Origin of the sequence: Brachymonas denitrificans (assembly GCF_907163135.1) — a bacterium.
GTDB classification, from domain to species: domain Bacteria; phylum Pseudomonadota; class Gammaproteobacteria; order Burkholderiales; family Burkholderiaceae_C; genus Brachymonas; species Brachymonas denitrificans_A.
This window is the reverse complement of record NZ_CAJQUA010000001.1, coordinates 711,326-727,415: the sequence shown is the minus strand read 5'-3', so window position 1 is coordinate 727,415 and position 16,090 is coordinate 711,326. Positions and strand designations below refer to the sequence as shown.

At 64.4% G+C, this 16,090-nt stretch carries 14 protein-coding genes; 7 read left to right on the top strand and 7 right to left on the bottom strand.

Annotation, left to right across the window (positions count from 1 at the left end):
• The first annotated feature begins 71 nt into the window (after window positions 1-71).
• Entirely contained in the window at window positions 72-2,777 is a 2,706-nt protein-coding gene (pepN, locus tag KKQ75_RS03480) for an aminopeptidase N (protein WP_213360333.1), read from the top strand.
• 178 nt (window positions 2,778-2,955) lie between these two features.
• Here the strand turns inward: pepN and infA are convergent, their stop codons facing one another.
• Both infA and KKQ75_RS03470 read right to left on the bottom strand, forming a co-directional pair.
• A complete protein-coding gene (gene infA, locus KKQ75_RS03475) occupies window positions 2,956-3,216 on the bottom strand; it encodes a translation initiation factor IF-1 (RefSeq protein WP_213360331.1) in 261 nt (86 codons plus the stop codon).
• A 355-nt stretch (window positions 3,217-3,571) separates the two neighbouring features.
• Window positions 3,572-4,054: an Lrp/AsnC family transcriptional regulator gene (locus KKQ75_RS03470; protein ID WP_213360329.1), complete on the bottom strand. Its 483-nt coding sequence runs from the start codon at window positions 4,052-4,054 to the stop codon at window positions 3,572-3,574.
• Between the two features lie 168 nt (window positions 4,055-4,222).
• On the opposite strand from KKQ75_RS03470, the gene hppD reads away from it, so the two are divergent.
• From hppD to KKQ75_RS03450, 4 genes are read left to right on the top strand one after another with little or no spacing between them, the layout of a single operon-like run.
• Window positions 4,223-5,311, top strand: coding sequence for a 4-hydroxyphenylpyruvate dioxygenase (gene hppD, locus KKQ75_RS03465; protein WP_213360327.1), 1,089 nt, complete (start codon window positions 4,223-4,225; stop codon window positions 5,309-5,311).
• A 22-nt stretch (window positions 5,312-5,333) separates the two neighbouring features.
• Complete coding sequence (locus tag KKQ75_RS03460; protein ID WP_213360325.1) at window positions 5,334-5,633, top strand: 4a-hydroxytetrahydrobiopterin dehydratase; 300 nt, start codon at window positions 5,334-5,336, stop codon at window positions 5,631-5,633.
• Between the two features lie 32 nt (window positions 5,634-5,665).
• Window positions 5,666-6,586: a phenylalanine 4-monooxygenase gene (gene phhA / locus KKQ75_RS03455; protein WP_213360323.1), complete on the top strand. Its 921-nt coding sequence runs from the start codon at window positions 5,666-5,668 to the stop codon at window positions 6,584-6,586.
• Between the two features lie 34 nt (window positions 6,587-6,620).
• Entirely contained in the window at window positions 6,621-7,652 is a 1,032-nt protein-coding gene (locus KKQ75_RS03450; RefSeq protein ID WP_213360321.1) for a class 1 fructose-bisphosphatase, read from the top strand.
• Between the two features lie 135 nt (window positions 7,653-7,787).
• Here the strand turns inward: KKQ75_RS03450 and KKQ75_RS03445 are convergent, their stop codons facing one another.
• The 4 genes from KKQ75_RS03445 to KKQ75_RS03430 are packed head-to-tail and all read right to left on the bottom strand — an operon-like array spanning window position 7,788 to window position 12,968.
• The gene (locus KKQ75_RS03445) at window positions 7,788-8,906 is read right to left on the bottom strand and encodes an ABC transporter permease (protein WP_213360320.1); all 1,119 of its coding nucleotides are present in this window, start codon (window positions 8,904-8,906) and stop codon (window positions 7,788-7,790) included.
• Window positions 8,907-8,909: 3 nt separating this feature from the next.
• Window positions 8,910-10,049: an ABC transporter permease gene (locus KKQ75_RS03440; protein ID WP_213360319.1), complete on the bottom strand. Its 1,140-nt coding sequence runs from the start codon at window positions 10,047-10,049 to the stop codon at window positions 8,910-8,912.
• On the bottom strand, window positions 10,046-11,920 hold the full coding sequence (locus KKQ75_RS03435) for an ATP-binding cassette domain-containing protein (RefSeq protein ID WP_213360318.1): 1,875 nt from the start codon (window positions 11,918-11,920) through the stop codon (window positions 10,046-10,048). The genes KKQ75_RS03440 and KKQ75_RS03435 overlap by 4 nt, the downstream gene beginning before the upstream one ends.
• Window positions 11,921-11,924: 4 nt before the next feature.
• Window positions 11,925-12,968 (bottom strand): HlyD family efflux transporter periplasmic adaptor subunit, encoded by a 1,044-nt coding sequence (locus KKQ75_RS03430; protein WP_213360317.1) that lies wholly within the window; start codon window positions 12,966-12,968, stop codon window positions 11,925-11,927.
• A 105-nt stretch (window positions 12,969-13,073) separates the two neighbouring features.
• Here KKQ75_RS03430 and KKQ75_RS03425 point away from each other — a divergent pair, with 105 nt between their 5' ends.
• The gene (locus KKQ75_RS03425) at window positions 13,074-13,397 is read left to right on the top strand and encodes a c-type cytochrome (protein ID WP_213360315.1); all 324 of its coding nucleotides are present in this window, start codon (window positions 13,074-13,076) and stop codon (window positions 13,395-13,397) included.
• Window positions 13,398-13,487: 90 nt separating this feature from the next.
• Here KKQ75_RS03425 and acs read toward each other — a convergent pair whose 3' ends face one another.
• A complete protein-coding gene (gene acs, locus KKQ75_RS03420; protein ID WP_213360313.1) occupies window positions 13,488-15,482 on the bottom strand; it encodes an acetate--CoA ligase in 1,995 nt (664 codons plus the stop codon).
• 310 nt (window positions 15,483-15,792) lie between these two features.
• On the opposite strand from acs, the gene KKQ75_RS03415 reads away from it, so the two are divergent.
• Window positions 15,793-16,074: an oxidative damage protection protein gene (locus KKQ75_RS03415; RefSeq protein WP_213360310.1), complete on the top strand. Its 282-nt coding sequence runs from the start codon at window positions 15,793-15,795 to the stop codon at window positions 16,072-16,074.
• Window positions 16,075-16,090: the final 16 nt, after the last annotated feature.

Genomic DNA, 16,090 nt, shown 5'->3' with positions numbered 1-16,090 from the left:
GTGGCACACCCCATCCCTTTCATGTCCTGACGCCATGTGCAGGGCACTGAGTATGACCGGAGATTTCACCAATGTTCCGCGAAGCCACCACCCCCTCCCCCACCATCTACCGCCACGATTACCAGGCACCGGCGTTCTGGATCGACACGGTAGACCTCACTTTCGACCTGGACCCGGCCAAGACGCGCGTGCTGAACAGGATGACGCTGCGCCGCAACCCCGATGTGCCGGCACAACCGCTGCGCCTGGATGGCGAGGAGCTGAACCTGGCGCGTGTGCTGGTCAACGGCCAGGGCACGTCCTTCAAGCTGGAAGGCGGCCAGCTGGTGCTGGAGAACCTGCCCGAAGGCAGCGAGCCGATCGCGCTGGAAATCTTCACCACCTGCAACCCCAGCAAGAACACCGAGCTGATGGGCCTGTACACCAGCGAAGGCGGTTTCTTCACGCAGTGCGAGGCGCAGGGCTTCCGCCGCATCACCTACTTCCTGGATCGCCCCGACGTGATGGCCACCTACAAGGTCACGCTGCGCGCCGACAAAAAGGCGTATCCGGTGCTGCTTTCCAACGGCAACCTGCTGGAACAGGGCGAGCTGGAAGATGGCCGCCACTTCGCCGTCTGGCACGACCCGTTCAGGAAGCCGAGCTACCTGTTCGCGCTGGTGGCAGCCCAGCTGGTGGCACGCGAGCAGCGCATCGTCAGCCGTGGCGGCAAGGAGCACCTGCTGCAGGTGTTCGTGCGCCCCGGCGACCTGGACAAGACCGAACACGCCATGCAGGCGCTGTTGCAGAGCATCGCCTGGGACGAAGCCCGTTTTGGCCTGGCGCTGGATCTGGAGCGCTTCATGATCGTGGCCACCAGCGACTTCAACGCCGGCGCCATGGAGAACAAGGGCCTGAATATCTTCAACACCAAGTACGTGCTGGCCAAGCCTTCCACCGCCACCGATGAGGACTATGACGGCATCACCAGCGTGATCGGGCATGAGTACTTCCACAACTGGACCGGCAACCGCATCACCTGCCGCGACTGGTTTCAGCTGAGCCTGAAGGAAGGCCTGACGGTATTCCGCGACCAGGAATTCAGCGAGGATCTGGCCGGCAGCCCGAGTGCGCGCGCCGTCTGCCGCATCGGCAACGTGCGCGGCCTGCGCGCCGTGCAGTTCAGCGAGGATTCCGGCCCCATGGCCCATCCGGTACGCCCCGACCAGTACCAGGAAATCTCCAATTTCTACACCGCCACCGTTTACGAAAAAGGCGCCGAGGTGGTGCGCATGTACCAGACGCTGGTGGGCCGCGACGGCTTCCGCAAGGGCATGGACCTGTACTTCCAGCGCCATGACGGCCAGGCCGTGACCTGCGACGACTTTGCCCAGGCCATGGCCGATGCCAATCCGGACAGCGCCCTGGCAAGCCGCCTCGAGGTATTCAAGCGCTGGTACAGCCAAGCCGGCACACCCACGCTGCATGCGCGCAGCAGCTACGATGCCGCCGCGCAAACCTGCACGCTGACGCTGCGTCAGACCTGCCCAGCCACGCCCAATCAGCCGGCCAAGCAACCCTTCCTGATTCCGGTACGCATGGGCCTGATCGGCCGTAGCGGCCAACCCCTGCCGCTGCAACTGCAGGGTGATGCCGCGCCGCCCCTGCTGGAACGGGTACTGGTACTGGATGATGCAGAAGCCAGCTTCACCTTCACCGGCATCACCGAAGAACCGGTGCCCTCGCTGCTGCGCCAGTTCTCGGCACCCGTCTGGCTGGAGCTGGAGGGCGAAGACGAAGCCGCCCAGCTGCACCGCCTGGCGCATGACAGCGACGCCTTCAACCGCTGGGAAGCTGCCCAGCGCCTGATGATGACGCAGGCCGTGGCCGCCGTGCAGGCCACCGAGCCGCCTGCACAGGTCCTGAATGCCTCCACGCTGGAAGCCTTGCGTGCCGTGCTGCGCAACCCGGCGCTGGATGCCGCCTTCAAGCAGCTGGTGCTGACCCTGCCGGATGAGCTGGAAATCGCGGAAGAACTCGACACCGTCGATCCGCAGCGCATCAAGCTGGTGAGCGAGGCGCTGTGCCAGCAAGTGGCACACGCGCTTGCCGAAGACTGGCTGGCGCTGTACGAGGCCCACGAGGATACCGGCGCCTATGTGCCCGAACCGGTCAGCGCCGGCCGCCGCGCGCTGGCCAGCCTGGCGCTGGAAAACCTGTGCCGCATCGCACGCGATACCGGTGACGTGGTGTGGCCGGGCAAGGCCTACCAGCGCTTCAAGGATGCTGCCAACATGACCGACCGCATCGGCGCCCTGCGCGCACTGCTGGAAGGCCAAAGCCCGCTGGCCGCGCAGGCGCTGGAGCGCTTCCACGCCATGTTCCAGAACGAGCCGCTGGTGCTGGACAAATGGTTCCGCCTCCAGGCCACGCGCAACGACCTGGACGGCAAGGTGCTGGCCCAGGTGCGCGCGCTGCTGCAACACAAGGATTTCCAGCTCTCCAACCCCAACCGCGTGCGCAGCCTGATCACCGCGTTCTGCCATGCCAACCCGGGCGCCTTCCACCGCAGCGATGCGGCGGGCTATGTGTTCTGGGCCGACCAGGTGCTGGCGCTCGACGGCATCAACGCCCAGATCGCCGCCCGTCTGGCGCGTGCGATGGACCACTGGAAGCGTCTGGCCGAACCCTACCGCAGCGCCGCATGCGAGGCGATCCGCCGCGTGGCCGCCAAGCCGGACCTGAGCGCCGATGTGCGCGAGGTGGTGACGCGCGCGCTGCAGGACAGCGCGGTGTGAGGGGGTAACGAGCCAGCGTCATTGGTGAGCGTTCAAGGGACAAGCTCCATCGGACTTGCTGCGCGCTCCGCCCTTGCCCCTCCTGGCGTCAAGCCAGCCATGGCTGGAAACCTGAAAAAAAATGGCCCGGAATTTTTCGGGCCATTTGCTTGCGCAGTGTATCCCTGCGCTGAAGCGATCAACGACGACGCGGAGCGCCACCGCCACCACCGGAGCGCGGCTCCAGGCGACGGAAGGTGATGCGGCCCTTGTCCAGATCGTAGGGCGACAGCTCCAGCAGCACGGTATCGCCTGCCAGAATGCGGATGTGGTGCTTGCGCATCTTGCCGCTGGAGTAGGCAATGATGGGGTGACCATTTTCCAGCGTGACGCGATAGCGCGAATCGGGCAGGACCTCGTCGACCTTGCCTTCCATCTCGATCAAATCTTCCTTGGCCATAGTTACCTCCTTGCCTATGCTTGAAAACTGGCCGGGCAGCGCTTTGTGGGCACGGGCCGGCGAAAACCATCCATTGCCGCTCTCAGCCGAATTGCAGGCAGCCAATGGAAAAACGGGTAAACACATGATGGCCGCTGCAGCAATGCGTGGTGCAGGGCCGGCGCGCGACGGTGTGCGGAATCAGGGTTGGCGGTGCGTGAAACGCGCCAAACGGATGGAGAAGGTGGCGCTTCCCGATCTGTGGTTCATGCGCGCAATGGCGCGGCACACCGCTTGCATGCCGCCTCAATCGGCGCTGCAATACGCGGTATCTTTAAATTTTACATCTTTCGTACCTAGCTGTCAAGGCCGCCACTCACACCGGCAGTGCCGTGGTGCGCTTGACCCAGTCCAGCACGAAGCTGGTACGGCAATCCTGCACGCTGGGATGCTTGAGCAGGGTTTCCAGCACGAAGCGGGAATAGTGCTGCATGTCGGCCACCACCACGCGCAACAGATAGTCCATTTCGCCCGAGAGCGCCGCGCATTCGACCACCTCCGGCCAGGTCTGCACGGCAGCGCGGAAGGATTCCATCGGGTCGCGCCGCTGGCTGTCGGGCTGGCGGGCGATGCGCACGTTGAGATAGGCGGTCAGGCCCAGACCGACGCGGGCCGGATCCAGCACGGCCACGTAGCCGTCGATGGCACCGCCCTCCTCCAGCTTGCGCACGCGGCGCAAGGCGGCCGAAGGCGACAGTTGCACCTGCTCTGCAAGCTGATCGAAGGTCATGCGCCCGTCTTGCTGCAGTGCACGAAGAATGCGCCTGTCGATATTGTCGATATCGGATTCGTTGCCCATACGACGAATTATGCAGGAAATCTGCAATCCGCACAGCATTCACGATGGATTTTGCAACAATCCTGCGCGCCCATACCCCTACAGTGCATAGGTTCGTGCAGCGAATGCCACCCATTCGCATCGCCAGACGCATGCACACTAGGCAAAACACAAAAGCAGGAGACAACAATGGCAGATCTTTTCGACAACCCGATGGGCCTGATGGGGTTCGAATTCGTGGAGTTCGCATCGCCCACGCCGGGCGTGATCGAGCCCGTGCTGGAGAGCATGGGATTTACCGAAGTGGCGAAACACCGCTCCAAGGATGTGGTGCTGTACCGCCAGGGTGACATCAACTTCATCGTCAACCGCGAACCGCGCAGCGTCGGCGCCTATTTCGCCGCCGAGCATGGCGCCAGCGCCTGCGGCATGGCCTTCCGCGTGAAGGATTCGCACCACGCCTACCAGCGCGCGCTGGAGCTGGGCGCGCAGCCGGTGGACATTCCTACCGGCCCGATGGAGCTGAAGCTGCCTGCCATCAAGGGCATTGGTGGCGCCCCGCTCTATCTGATCGACCGCTTCGAGGATGGCAAATCCATCTACGACATCGACTTCGTCTTCCATGAAGGCGTCGACCGCCATCCGAAGGGCCATGGCTTCCGCCTGATCGACCACCTGACGCACAACGTGTACCGCGGCCGCATGGAATACTGGGCCAAGTTCTACGAGAAGCTGTTCAACTTCCGCGAGATCCGCTACTTTGACATCAAGGGCGAATACACCGGCCTGACCTCCAAGGCCATGACGGCGCCGGACGGCCTGATCCGTATTCCGCTGAACGAGGAATCGTCCAAGGGCGGCGGCCAGATCGAGGAATTCCTGATGCAGTTCAACGGCGAGGGAATCCAGCACATCGCCCTGCTGACGGACGACCTGCTGCCCAGCGTGGACGCGCTGCGCAAGGCCGGCGTGGAGCTGATGACGGCCCCGCCCGCCACCTACTACCAGATGCTGGACGAGCGCCTGCCCGGCCACGGCGAAAACCCGGCCGAGCTGCAGGCTCGCGGCATTCTGCTCGATGGCAGCACGGGCGAAGGCCAGCGCCGCCTGCTGCTGCAGATCTTCTCGCAGACGCAGTTCGGCGGCCCGGTGTTCTTCGAGTTCATCCAGCGCAAGGGCGACGAAGGCTTTGGCGAGGGCAACTTCAAGGCCCTGTTCGAGTCCATCGAACGCGACCAGATCCAGCGTGGAGTGGTCGGCGAAAAAGCCACTGCCTGAAACCCAGTATGAGGAGTACGCCATGCAACCCCTGACCACCGACCAGATCGCTTCCGCCGCCCTGCCCGACTGGAGCTACAGCTCCGAGCGCGGCGGCTGCCTGAGCCGCAGCTTCGTGTTTGCGGACTTCGTGCAGGCCTTCGGTTTCATGACCCAACTGGCGCTGCACGCCGAGAAGATGAACCACCATCCCGAGTGGAGCAATGTCTACAACCGCGTGGATATTGTGCTGACCACGCACGACGCGGGCGGCCTGACCGAGCGCGACGTGACGCTGGCCCGCATTGCGGATGGCCTGGCACGGCAGTTGCTGCCCGCCTGATGAACTGAGTCCCTCTTTCCTGGAGGCTTGCCATGATGGAGCCCCGACCCGCAAGCTATTCCGGTGCCGAACCCGTGCGCACCAAGCACGGCCTGGCCGCCGGCGATGCCGCTGCACCCCCCAGTGCCGACTGGACCATCGACCAGGGCTGGTCGGCCTATACCGAAGCCGAGCACGCCGTCTGGAAGACCCTGTTCGAGCGTCAGACGCGCCTGCTGCCTGAACTGGCCTGCGATGCCTTCGTGCAAGGCATGCGCGCCCTGCCACTCGAGCCCGACCGCATCCCCGATTTCCGCCGCCTGAGCGAGGTGCTGATGCGCAAGACCGGCTGGCAGATCGTGGCCGTGCCGGGTCTGGTGCCGGACGATGTATTTTTCTACCACCTGGCCAACCGGCGTTTTCCATCCGGCAACTTCATCCGCAAGCCGGACGAGCTGGACTATCTGGAAGAGCCCGATGTGTTCCACGACGTGTTCGGCCATGTGCCCATGCTGATGCACCCGGTGATGGCAGACTTTATCCAGGCCTACGGTCAGGGCGGCCTGCGCGCGCAAAGCCTCGGCAAGCTGCCGCAACTGGCGCGGTTGTACTGGTATACGGTGGAGTTCGGCCTGGTCATGCAGGAAGGCGCGCCGCGCATCTATGGCGCCGGTATCGCCTCGTCCTTTACCGAAAGCCGGTTTGCCGTGCAAAGCCCCTCGCCCAACCGCATCGGCTTCGAGCTGGAACGCGTGATGCGCACCAATTACCGCATCGACGATTTCCAGGAAAGCTACTTCGTGCTCGACAGTCTGGACGACCTGCTGCACCTGGCCGATGTGGATTTCGAGCCGCTCTACCAGCGCCTGGGCGAAGGGCCGGAATACGCACCTGGCAGGGTGTTGCTGCAGGATCGCGTGATCCAGCGCGGCGACGGCAGCTACCATGCCGCACGCCGTGGGGAAAATTTATAATTGGAGGGTTATACCAACCTGAAACGAGTTCTCCATGCCTTCACGCATCAGTCTGACCCGCTATCTGGTCGAACAACAACGCCTGCACAATCGCATCCCTGCCGAGCTGCGCCTGCTGCTCGAAGTGGTGGCGCGCGCCTGCAAGCGCATCAGCCATGCCGTCAACAAGGGTGCGCTGGGCGAGGTGCTGGGCACGGCCGGCAGCGAGAACGTGCAGGGCGAGGTGCAGAAGAAGCTCGACATCATCGCCAACGAGGTGCTGATCGAGGCCAACGAATGGGGCGGCCACCTGGCGGCCATGGCTTCCGAGGAAATGGACAGCATCTACGTGGTGCCCAACCGCTTCCCGCAGGGCGAATACCTGCTCATGTTCGATCCGCTGGACGGCTCCAGCAACATCGACGTGAACGTGAGCATCGGCACCATTTTCTCGGTGTTCAAGAAGCACCATGATGATCCCACCCTGATCGACCCGGTGTGCGAGAAGGACTTCCTGCAGTGCGGCAACCAGCAGGTCGCCGCCGGCTACTGCGTGTACGGCCCGCAAACCATGCTGGTGCTGACCGTGGGTGACGGCGTGGCCATGTTCACGCTCGATACCGAACTGGGCAGCTTCGTGCTGACCCAGGACTGCGTGAAGATTCCGGAAGACACCAAAGAGTTCTCCATCAACATGAGCAACATGCGCCACTGGGATGCCCCGGTCAAGCGCTACATCGACGAATGCCTGCAGGGCAAGGAAGGCCCGCGCGGCAAGGACTTCAACATGCGCTGGGTGGCCAGCATGGTGGCCGACGTGCACCGCATTCTGACCCGTGGCGGCATCTTCATGTACCCCTGGGACAAGCGCGAGCCCTCCAAGCCGGGCAAGCTGCGCCTGCTGTACGAAGCCAACCCCATGAGCTGGCTGGTGGAACAGGCCGGCGGCGCTGCGGTGAACGGCCAACAGCGCATTCTGGATGTGCAGCCCGGCGCGCTGCACGAGCGCGTGAGCGTGATTCTGGGCAGCAAGAACGAGGTGGAGCGCGTGCAGCAGTACCACCTGGAAGCTGCGCAACAGGGTTGATGGCCTATTGAAAGCCGCAGGAGAGGGTCGTCTTGGGACGGCCCTTTTTGTTTCATGCCTCTGACTACCGTCCGAACCCAGCGGAACCACACACGCTGGATTCGGGCTGCGCTTGTCATCTGACCGTGCAATACCTCACTGCATCCGGTGCCGGAACAACCAGGCCGCCCCCGGCAAGGTCAACACCGCCATCAGCATCAGCGGCCAGATATCGCGCCACACGGCCGCCAGCCCCGCCCCTTCCAGATACACCCGCTGGATCAGCTCGATCGCATAGCGTACCGGATTGATCAGGGTGAGCGTCTGCATCGCCTCCGGCATGTTCCGGATGGGCGTGGCCAGCCCCGACAGCATGATCATCGGCAGGATCAGCAGGAAGGTATACAGCATGGCCTGCTGCATATTGGCCGAAAACGCAGACAGCGCCAGCCCGATACCCACGCTGGCCAGGGTAAACAGGAACACGCCCAGCAGCAGCACCACCGGACTGCCGGCCATCGGCACCTGGAACCAGAAGCGCGAGATCAGCACCACCAGAATCGCCTGCATCATGCCCGCCAGCACCGGCGGCACGGCCTTGCCGATCATGATCTGCGCGGGCGATAGCGGCGTGACCAGCAGCTGATCGAAGGTACCCTGCTCGCGTTCGCGCGCCACCGACATGGCTGTGAGCAGCAAGGTCTGCAGGATGCTGAGCGTGGCAATCAGTCCCGGCAGAAACTGCCAGCGCGTTTCCAGTTGCGGGTTGAACCAGGCACGCGTCTCGATGCGCAAGGGCTCGGCCACACCGCCATGGTCCTGCCGCCACTGCGCATTGAAGGACTGCACCGCCGCCTGCGCGTAGCCCATGGCGACCGCCGCCGTGTTGCTGTTGCGGCCGTCCAGAATCAGCTGCACCGGCGCCGTCTCGCCCGCATGCAGTTGCTGGGCAAAGCGCGGGCCGATGTGCAGGACCAGCATCACGCGCTCGTCGGTGATCGCATCGGCAATCGCATTGGCATTGGCGAGGTTTTCGGTGCGCACAAAGGTGCCACCGCCCTCGAAGCGCGCCACCAGCGCGGCCGATTCGGCACTGCGGCTTTCATCCAGCAAGGCGTAGCTGGCGCGCGTGATGTCGTAGGTGGCAACGTAGCCGAACAGCAGCGATTGCACGATCACCGGCATGAACAGCAGCAGCCTGCTGCGCGGATCCTTGACGATGGCCAGCAGCTCCTTGCGGCACAGATAAAGCAGGGACAGAAGCCAGTCTCGCATGCCCTAGCCTTTCAGTTGCTTGCGCGTGTGCCGCAACGCGAGCAGCAGGAACAGCGTGGCATAGCCCAGCAGTACCGCAGAGTTCTTCAGGATCACCGGCCAGACATTGCCGGCCAGGAACAGGTTCTTGAGCAGCTCCACGTAATAAGTCGCCGGCAACAACTGGCCGATCAGCATCACCACTGTAGGCACGCTGCGCAGGTCGAACAGAAAGCCCGACAGCATCAGCGCCGGCAGGAAACTCAGCAGCAGCGCCAGCTGGCTGGCCAGGAACTGGCTGCGCGTGATCGACGAAATCACCAGCCCCATGCCCAGCGCCACCAGCAGGTACAGCATCGACACACCCAGCAGGATCGGCAGCGATCCGTGCACCGGCACATGGAACAGCCAGCGCGCCGCGCCCATGCACAATATCAGGCCCACCATGCCAACGCCGAAATACGGAATGATCTTGCCCAGCAGGATCTCGGTCGGCCGCACCGGCGTGACGAACAGCGACTCCAGCGTGCCGCGCTCCCATTCGCGCGCCATTACCAGCGCGGTGAGAAAGGCGCCCACCAGCGTCATGATGATCACCACCAGCCCCGGCACCAGATACCAGGTGCTGCTGTTGGCCGCGTTGAACCAGACGCGCGGCTCGATGCCGGCCTGGCCGATGCGCCCGGGCAGCGTGGCGGGATCGGCACCGGAGCGGTCCAGCTGGCGCAAGGCCGCCTGCGACAGCGCGGTGTGCACATAGCCCATCACCAGCCGCGCGCGGTTGGCATCCACTCCATTGACGATCAGCTGCGCACTGCCCTGCCCGGCCTGCGCGCGGGCCGCATAATCCGGCGGAATCTGCACGATGGCGTCCACCTGCTGGGCATTGAGCAGTTGTTCCGCCTGCGCCATGCTGCGCACCACCACCGGATGAAGGATGGGGCTGCCGCCCAGGCCCGCGATCAGTTCCTGGCTGGCCGAGGAGCTGTCCTGCAGCACCACCGCCACCGGCGCATCGCGCACATCCATCGACAGGCCGTAGCCGAACAGCAGGATCAGGATGATGGGCAGCCCCATACCCACGCCCAGATTGCCGGGATCGCGCAGCAGCTGGCGCACCTCCTTGCGCACCAGGGCCCACAGGCGGCGCCAGAAGCCGTTCATGCCGCCACCTCCACCTGCCGTCCCGCCTCGCGGCGCCGCTGCTCGACGATGGCGATGAAGGCGCTGTCCATGTCGCTCACGGCGGCGCCCCCGGCAGCCGCCTGCTCGCGCACCGCCCGCGGCGTGCCCAGCGCCAGCATCCGCCCGGCATCCTGGATCAGGATGCGGTCGCAGTATTCAGCCTCTTCCATGAAATGCGTGGTCACCACGATGGTGGTACCCTCTTGCGCCAACCGCGTGATGCGGCGCCAGAAGTCGCGACGCGCCAGCGGATCGGCGCCGCTGGTGGCTTCATCCAGAAACAGGATGTCCGGCTGGTGCAGCAGCGCCGCGGCCATGGCCAGGCGCTGCTTGTAGCCTCCGGGCAGCTTGCCGGCCATCTGGTCGAGCTGGGCCTGCAAGCCGAACTCCTCCACCACGGCCGCCATGCGCCGGCGCAGCTCTGCGCCAAACAGGCGATATGCGCCGCCAAAAAACTGCAGGTTCTCGCGCACCGTCTGGTCGCCATACAGGGAGAACTTCTGCGCCACGTAGCCGACGTGGCGGCGCGCCTCTGCGCGGGCGGTGCGCAGGTCCACACCTGCCACACGCAAGCTGCCACTGCTGGCTGGCAGCAAGCCACAGAGCATGCGGAAGGTGGTCGTCTTGCCGGCACCGTTCGGGCCGAGCAGGCCGAATATCTCGCCGCGATGCACCTCGAAAGTCGTATGGTCCACCGCAACGAAATCGCCAAAGCGGCGCACCAGATCATGCACTTCGATCACTGCAGAACCCGTCTGCTGCGGTACATGCGGGCCCGAATCTCCCGCTTCGCCCAGTTGCTCCATCGCGGAAACACCGTTCAAAAACGACTCCTGCTCCGGCGCGACGCCAGACTCGGCGGGTGCGCCAGCGACCACCTTCGCAACGTGTCCAGCATCCCCCTTGTGGCGCAGCATCAGCATGAAGGCATCTTCCAGCCTTTCCGGCACGCGCTCCACGGCCACTACCGGCAAGCCGGCAGCTCCGCGCTCCATATCCACCCGATCGGCACGCAACCAGCGCACGTCGCCGCCCTGCGGCACGGCATCCATGGTTGCCGACAAGTCCATCAACTGCGCCTGCAACAGCCGTGCCGGCAAGCCCTGCCGCGGCTTGGCCATCCACACACGCCCCTGCGCCGGCAAGCGCAACTCGCCGGGACTGCCCTGCGCCAGCACCTGCCCCTGATGCAGCACCACCACCTGCTCGCAACGCTCTGCTTCATCCAGATAGGAGGTACTGATGACCACGCTCAGCTTTTCCTCCTGCACCAGCTGCTGCACGATCTGCCACAGCTCGCGGCGCGACAACGGATCAACGCCAACGGTAGGCTCATCCAGCAACAGCAGTTCCGGCGAGCGCACCAGCGTGCAGGCCAGACCCAGCTTCTGCTTCATGCCACCCGAGAGCTTGCCCGCCAACCGTGCAGTGAACTGCGTCAGGTCGGTCATGTGAAGCAAGCGCTCATAGCGACGGCGCCGCTCGTCCAGCGGCACCCCGTGCAGGTCGGCATACAGATCGAGGTTCTCCTGCACCGTCAGATCTTCATACAGGCCGAAACGCTGCGGCATGTAGCTGATACGGTCCTGCACCTGCTGCGACTGCGTGGCAGGATCGAGCCCGAGCACGCGCAACGTGCCCCCATCAGCCGGCATCAGCGCCGCAGCCAGCCGCAGCAGCGTGGTTTTGCCTGCACCGTCCGGCCCGACCAGCGCCACCAGGCTGCCATGCGGCACCTGCAGGCTCACGTCGGCCAGTGCATGCACTTCGGGCTCGCCCTTGCGGCCGCCAAAGCGCTTGTACACCCCGCGCACGTCCAGCGCGAAGTCGGGCAATGCTTGCGCTGTCATGGGTTTACTTTCCGGATGCCGCCGCCCCAGGCGCGCCCTTCAGGTCAATCGTCACGGTAGCGGGCATGCCCAGCCGCAACTGGTTCTGCGGATCCTGCGCATGTACGCGTACCTCATACACCAGTGCGCTGCGCAACTCCTCGGTCTGCACCGTCTTGGGCGTAAATTCGGCCACCGAGGCGATATAACCCACCCGCCCCGCCAGCGGCTGTTGGGGCGCACTGTCGATGCGGACCTGCGCGGCCATGCCCTCGCGCACCTTGCCCAGTGCCGGCTCGGGCACATACACGCGCACCCATTTGGCATCATCGAGCGCCAGGGCATACACCGGCTTCTGCGGCGAAGTCAGGTCGCCCACTTCCTGCAGGCGGCTGCGGATCACACCGCCGCTGGGCGCCAGCAGCCGCGTGTCCTCCAGATTGCGGCGCAGCAGATCAAGCTGCGCCCGGGCCGCATCGGTCTGCGCCGATGCTTCGGCAATATCCTCGGTGCGCGCCCCGGCACGCAGCAAGGAACTGGCCTGCCGCGCGGAATCCCGCCGGGCCTGCGCCATTTCCAGCCGTGCACGCGCCGCATCGATCTCGTTACGGCTGACCGCTTCGCCGGCACTGCCGGCATTGGATTGCTGCATGCGTCGCAATTGCTTGCCGGCCAGATCCACCTCGATCTCGGCCGCACGCACATTGGCATTGGCCTGCGCCAGCTCCTGCGGGCGCGCGCCTGCCTTGAGCTTGCGTACCAGCTGCTCGCGCGCGGCCAGTTGCGCCTCGGACTGCTTCACCTGCAACGCCAGCGTGGTACTGTCCAGCTCGCCCAGCAACTGCCCCTGCTGCACCCGCTCGCCTTCACGCGCCGGCAGGCTGGCAATGCGCCCACTGCCATTGAAGGCCAGCGACACCTGGCGCATGTCCACATTGCCCTGCAGCACCAGGGTGTCCGGATCCTCGCCCTGGCTGCGGCCATTGAAATACCAGAATCCGCCCGCCACCAGCGCCAGCCCCACGGCTGCGGCCATCAGCAATTTCTTCTTCGAGGCAGTAGGCTCCATGCGGGCTCCAGCTAGCTTGCGACAGACTTTAGTCTAACCTCCTGCATGCAGCGAAGCAGATTCACTAGAATGGAAGCAACGGGCATTACCACAAGGAGTCACCCCATGAAGCAAGCAAGCGCCTGGCTGATGGCTGCAGTATTCGGCACCCTTCTGGCTGCACAGCCCGCACAGGCCGCCGACGAACTCAAGCTCGCCACCTCCCGCAACTGCATGACCTGCCACACCGTGGAGCGCCGCGTGGTCGGGCCTTCGTACAAGTCGGTGGCGCAGAAATACCGCAATGATCCCGCAGCGGTCGACAAGCTCGCGCCGTTGATTCGTGCCGGTGGCAGCGGCAGCTTTGGCGCCGTGCCCATGCCGGCCAGCCCTCAGGTGACGGATGCCGAGGCGCGGCGGCTGGCGGTGTGGATTCTCGGCCTGAAGTAAACCCATCAATGACAAAGCCACCCTTGCGGTGGCTTTGTCGTGGCTGATTGTCCGTCCCGCCACAGCATGGCGGGATGGGCACTTCATCGATCAGTAGGCATCACCCAGCTGATCCAGAATCGCCGGGTTCTCCAGCGTGGACGTATCCTGCGTGATGGTCTCGCCCTTGGCCAGGCTGCGCAGCAGGCGGCGCATGATCTTGCCGGAGCGGGTCTTGGGCAGGTTGTCGCCGAAGCGGATGTCCTTGGGCTTGGCGATGGGGCCGATCTCGTGGGCCACCCAGTCGCGCAGCGCCTTGGCGATCTTCGGAGCCTCTTCGGCAGACGGACGGCCCTGTTTGAGCACCACGAAGGCGCAGATGGCTTCGCCGGTCAGGTCGTCGGGACGGCCCACCACGGCAGCTTCGGCCACCAGGTCGCTCTTGGCCACCAGGCAGGATTCGATTTCCATGGTGCCCATGCGGTGGCCGGAGACGTTCAGCACGTCGTCGATACGGCCGGTGATGCGGAAGTAGCCACGGTCTTCGCTGCGCACGGCGCCGTCGCCAGCCAGGTAGGCACCCTGCAGTTCTTCGGGGAAGTAGCTCTTCTTGAAGCGCTCGGGGTCACCCCAGATGGTACGGATCATGGACGGCCAGGGACGCTTGATCACCAGGATACCGCCAGAGCCGTTGGGCAGCTCATTGCCGGCCTCGTCGACAATGGCAGCCGTGATGCCCGGCAGCGGCAGCGTGCAGGAACCCGGCACCAGCGGCGTGGCGCCCGGCAGCGGCGTCATCATGTGGCCGCCGGTTTCGGTCTGCCAGAAGGTGTCCACGATCGGGCAGCGCTCGCCGCCGATGTTCTTGTAGTACCACATCCAGGCTTCGGGGTTGATCGGCTCGCCCACGCTGCCCAGGATACGCAGGCTGGACAGGTCGAAGTTCTTCGGATGGACGGCCTCGTTGCTGTCGGCTGCCTTGATCAGCGAGCGGATGGCGGTGGGAGCCGTGTAGAAGATGGTGACCTTGTGGGCTTCGATCATCTTCCAGAAGCGGGAAGCGTCCGGATAGGTGGGCACGCCCTCGAACACCACCTGCGTGGCGCCGGCAGCCAGCGGGCCGTAGGTAATGTAGGTGTGGCCGGTAATCCAGCCGATGTCGGCAGTGCACCAGAACACGTCGTCGGGATGCACGTCGAAGGTCCACTGCATGGTGGTGTTGGCCCACAGGATGTAGCCGCCGGTGCTGTGCTGCACGCCCTTGGGCTTGCCGGTGGAACCGGAGGTGTAGAGCACGAACAGCGGATGCTCCGCGCCCACGGACACCGGCTCGCACACGGTGCTCTGGCCTTCCAGCACCTGGCTGAAGGTCTTGTCACGGCCTTCGACCATGTTGCACGGGGTGGCCGTGCGCTCGAACACCAGCACGCTCTTCACGCACTCGGTGCCGCCTTCGGCCAGGGCCTCGTCCACGATGGACTTGAGCGGCAGTTCCTTGCCGCCACGCATCTGGTAGTTGGAGGTGATCACGCAGACGGCGCCGGCGTCAACAATGCGCTCGTGCACGGCCTTGGCAGAGAAGCCGCCGAACACCACGCTGTGGGTGGCGCCGATACGGGCGCAGGCCTGCATGGCAACGATGCCCTCGATGGTCATCGGCATGTAGATGATGACGCGGTCGCCCTTCTTGACGCCTTCGGCCTTGAGCGCATTGGCAAACTGGCTGACGCGCTCCAGCATCTCCTTGTAGGTGACCTTGGTGACCTTGCCGTCGTCGGCTTCGAAGATGATGGCGGTCTTGTTCTCGACCGGCGTGCCCATGTGCTTGTCCAGGCAGTTGGCGGAAGCGTTCAGCTCGCCGTCTTCGAACCACTTGTAGAACGGCGCGTTGGATTCGTCCAGCACCTTGGTGAAGGGCTTGGTCCAGACCACGTTTTCGCGCGCCAGGCGTGCCCAGAAGCCTTCATAGTCTTTTTCTGCTTCGTCGCAGAGTGCCTGATAGGCTTCCATGCCCTTGATGCGCGCACCTTCCATGGTGGCTTCGGAAGGGGGAAAAACGCGGTTTTCGACCAAAACGGACTCAATCGATCCAGGCTGCGCTGTCATATATGTCTCCTCGCATTAGGGGGTGTGTTCAATACTGTGCGGGTTGTTTCCCGCATCACCAAGCAATGTGCATGCTAGCACTTACATTCCTCTTACTCTTCTATTGACGTAAACGTCAATACAAGTACAAACCCTTGAGATTTCCCCTGTTCCGAGGCTGTGCGGCTGACTGGCTTCCCCGCCTGTCCCTTGATTGCAGGCATCTCCCGACAGGATGCAAGCCCCTGCCCGCCTCAAGGCTGCCCGGGCCCGGCTTAAAATGCCCCATCCGGCCGGCTGTGCGGCCAATCACACATATTGAGGAGTTTCCATGACTCGCATGGTTCAATGCATCAAGCTGGGCAAGGAGGCCGAAGGCCTGGATCGCGCCCCCTACCCCGGCGAACTCGGCAAGCGCATTTTCGACAACGTGAGCAAGCAGGCCTGGGCCGACTGGATCCGCCACCAGACCATGCTGGTGAACGAAAACCGCCTGAACCTGGCCGACGCCCGCGCCCGCCAGTACCTGGCCCGCCAGATGGAAAACCACTTCTTCGGCGCCGGCGCCGACCAGGCCGCAGGCTACGTGCCGCCGACGCAGGAAGAATCCTGATTCTCCGGAGGCCCGC

Excerpts from the sequence above, each read along its gene's own strand:
- KKQ75_RS03460 (WP_213360325.1), top strand. The coding sequence starts at position 5,334 with ATGCAACCCCTGACCACCGACCAGATCGCTTCCGCCGCCCTGCCCGAC.
- infA (WP_213360331.1), bottom strand. The coding sequence starts at position 3,216 with ATGGCCAAGGAAGATTTGATCGAGATGGAAGGCAAGGTCGACGAGGTC.
- hppD (WP_213360327.1), top strand. The coding sequence starts at position 4,223 with ATGGCAGATCTTTTCGACAACCCGATGGGCCTGATGGGGTTCGAATTC.
- KKQ75_RS03445 (WP_213360320.1), bottom strand. The coding sequence starts at position 8,906 with ATGCGAGACTGGCTTCTGTCCCTGCTTTATCTGTGCCGCAAGGAGCTG.
- KKQ75_RS03440 (WP_213360319.1), bottom strand. The coding sequence starts at position 10,049 with ATGAACGGCTTCTGGCGCCGCCTGTGGGCCCTGGTGCGCAAGGAGGTG.
- phhA (WP_213360323.1), top strand. The coding sequence starts at position 5,666 with ATGATGGAGCCCCGACCCGCAAGCTATTCCGGTGCCGAACCCGTGCGC.
- KKQ75_RS03450 (WP_213360321.1), top strand. The coding sequence starts at position 6,621 with ATGCCTTCACGCATCAGTCTGACCCGCTATCTGGTCGAACAACAACGC.
- KKQ75_RS03470 (WP_213360329.1), bottom strand. The coding sequence starts at position 4,054 with ATGGGCAACGAATCCGATATCGACAATATCGACAGGCGCATTCTTCGT.
- KKQ75_RS03415 (WP_213360310.1), top strand. The coding sequence starts at position 15,793 with ATGACTCGCATGGTTCAATGCATCAAGCTGGGCAAGGAGGCCGAAGGC.
- pepN (WP_213360333.1), top strand. The coding sequence starts at position 72 with ATGTTCCGCGAAGCCACCACCCCCTCCCCCACCATCTACCGCCACGAT.
- acs (WP_213360313.1), bottom strand. The coding sequence starts at position 15,482 with ATGACAGCGCAGCCTGGATCGATTGAGTCCGTTTTGGTCGAAAACCGC.
- KKQ75_RS03435 (WP_213360318.1), bottom strand. The coding sequence starts at position 11,920 with ATGACAGCGCAAGCATTGCCCGACTTCGCGCTGGACGTGCGCGGGGTG.
- KKQ75_RS03430 (WP_213360317.1), bottom strand. The coding sequence starts at position 12,968 with ATGGAGCCTACTGCCTCGAAGAAGAAATTGCTGATGGCCGCAGCCGTG.
- KKQ75_RS03425 (WP_213360315.1), top strand. The coding sequence starts at position 13,074 with ATGAAGCAAGCAAGCGCCTGGCTGATGGCTGCAGTATTCGGCACCCTT.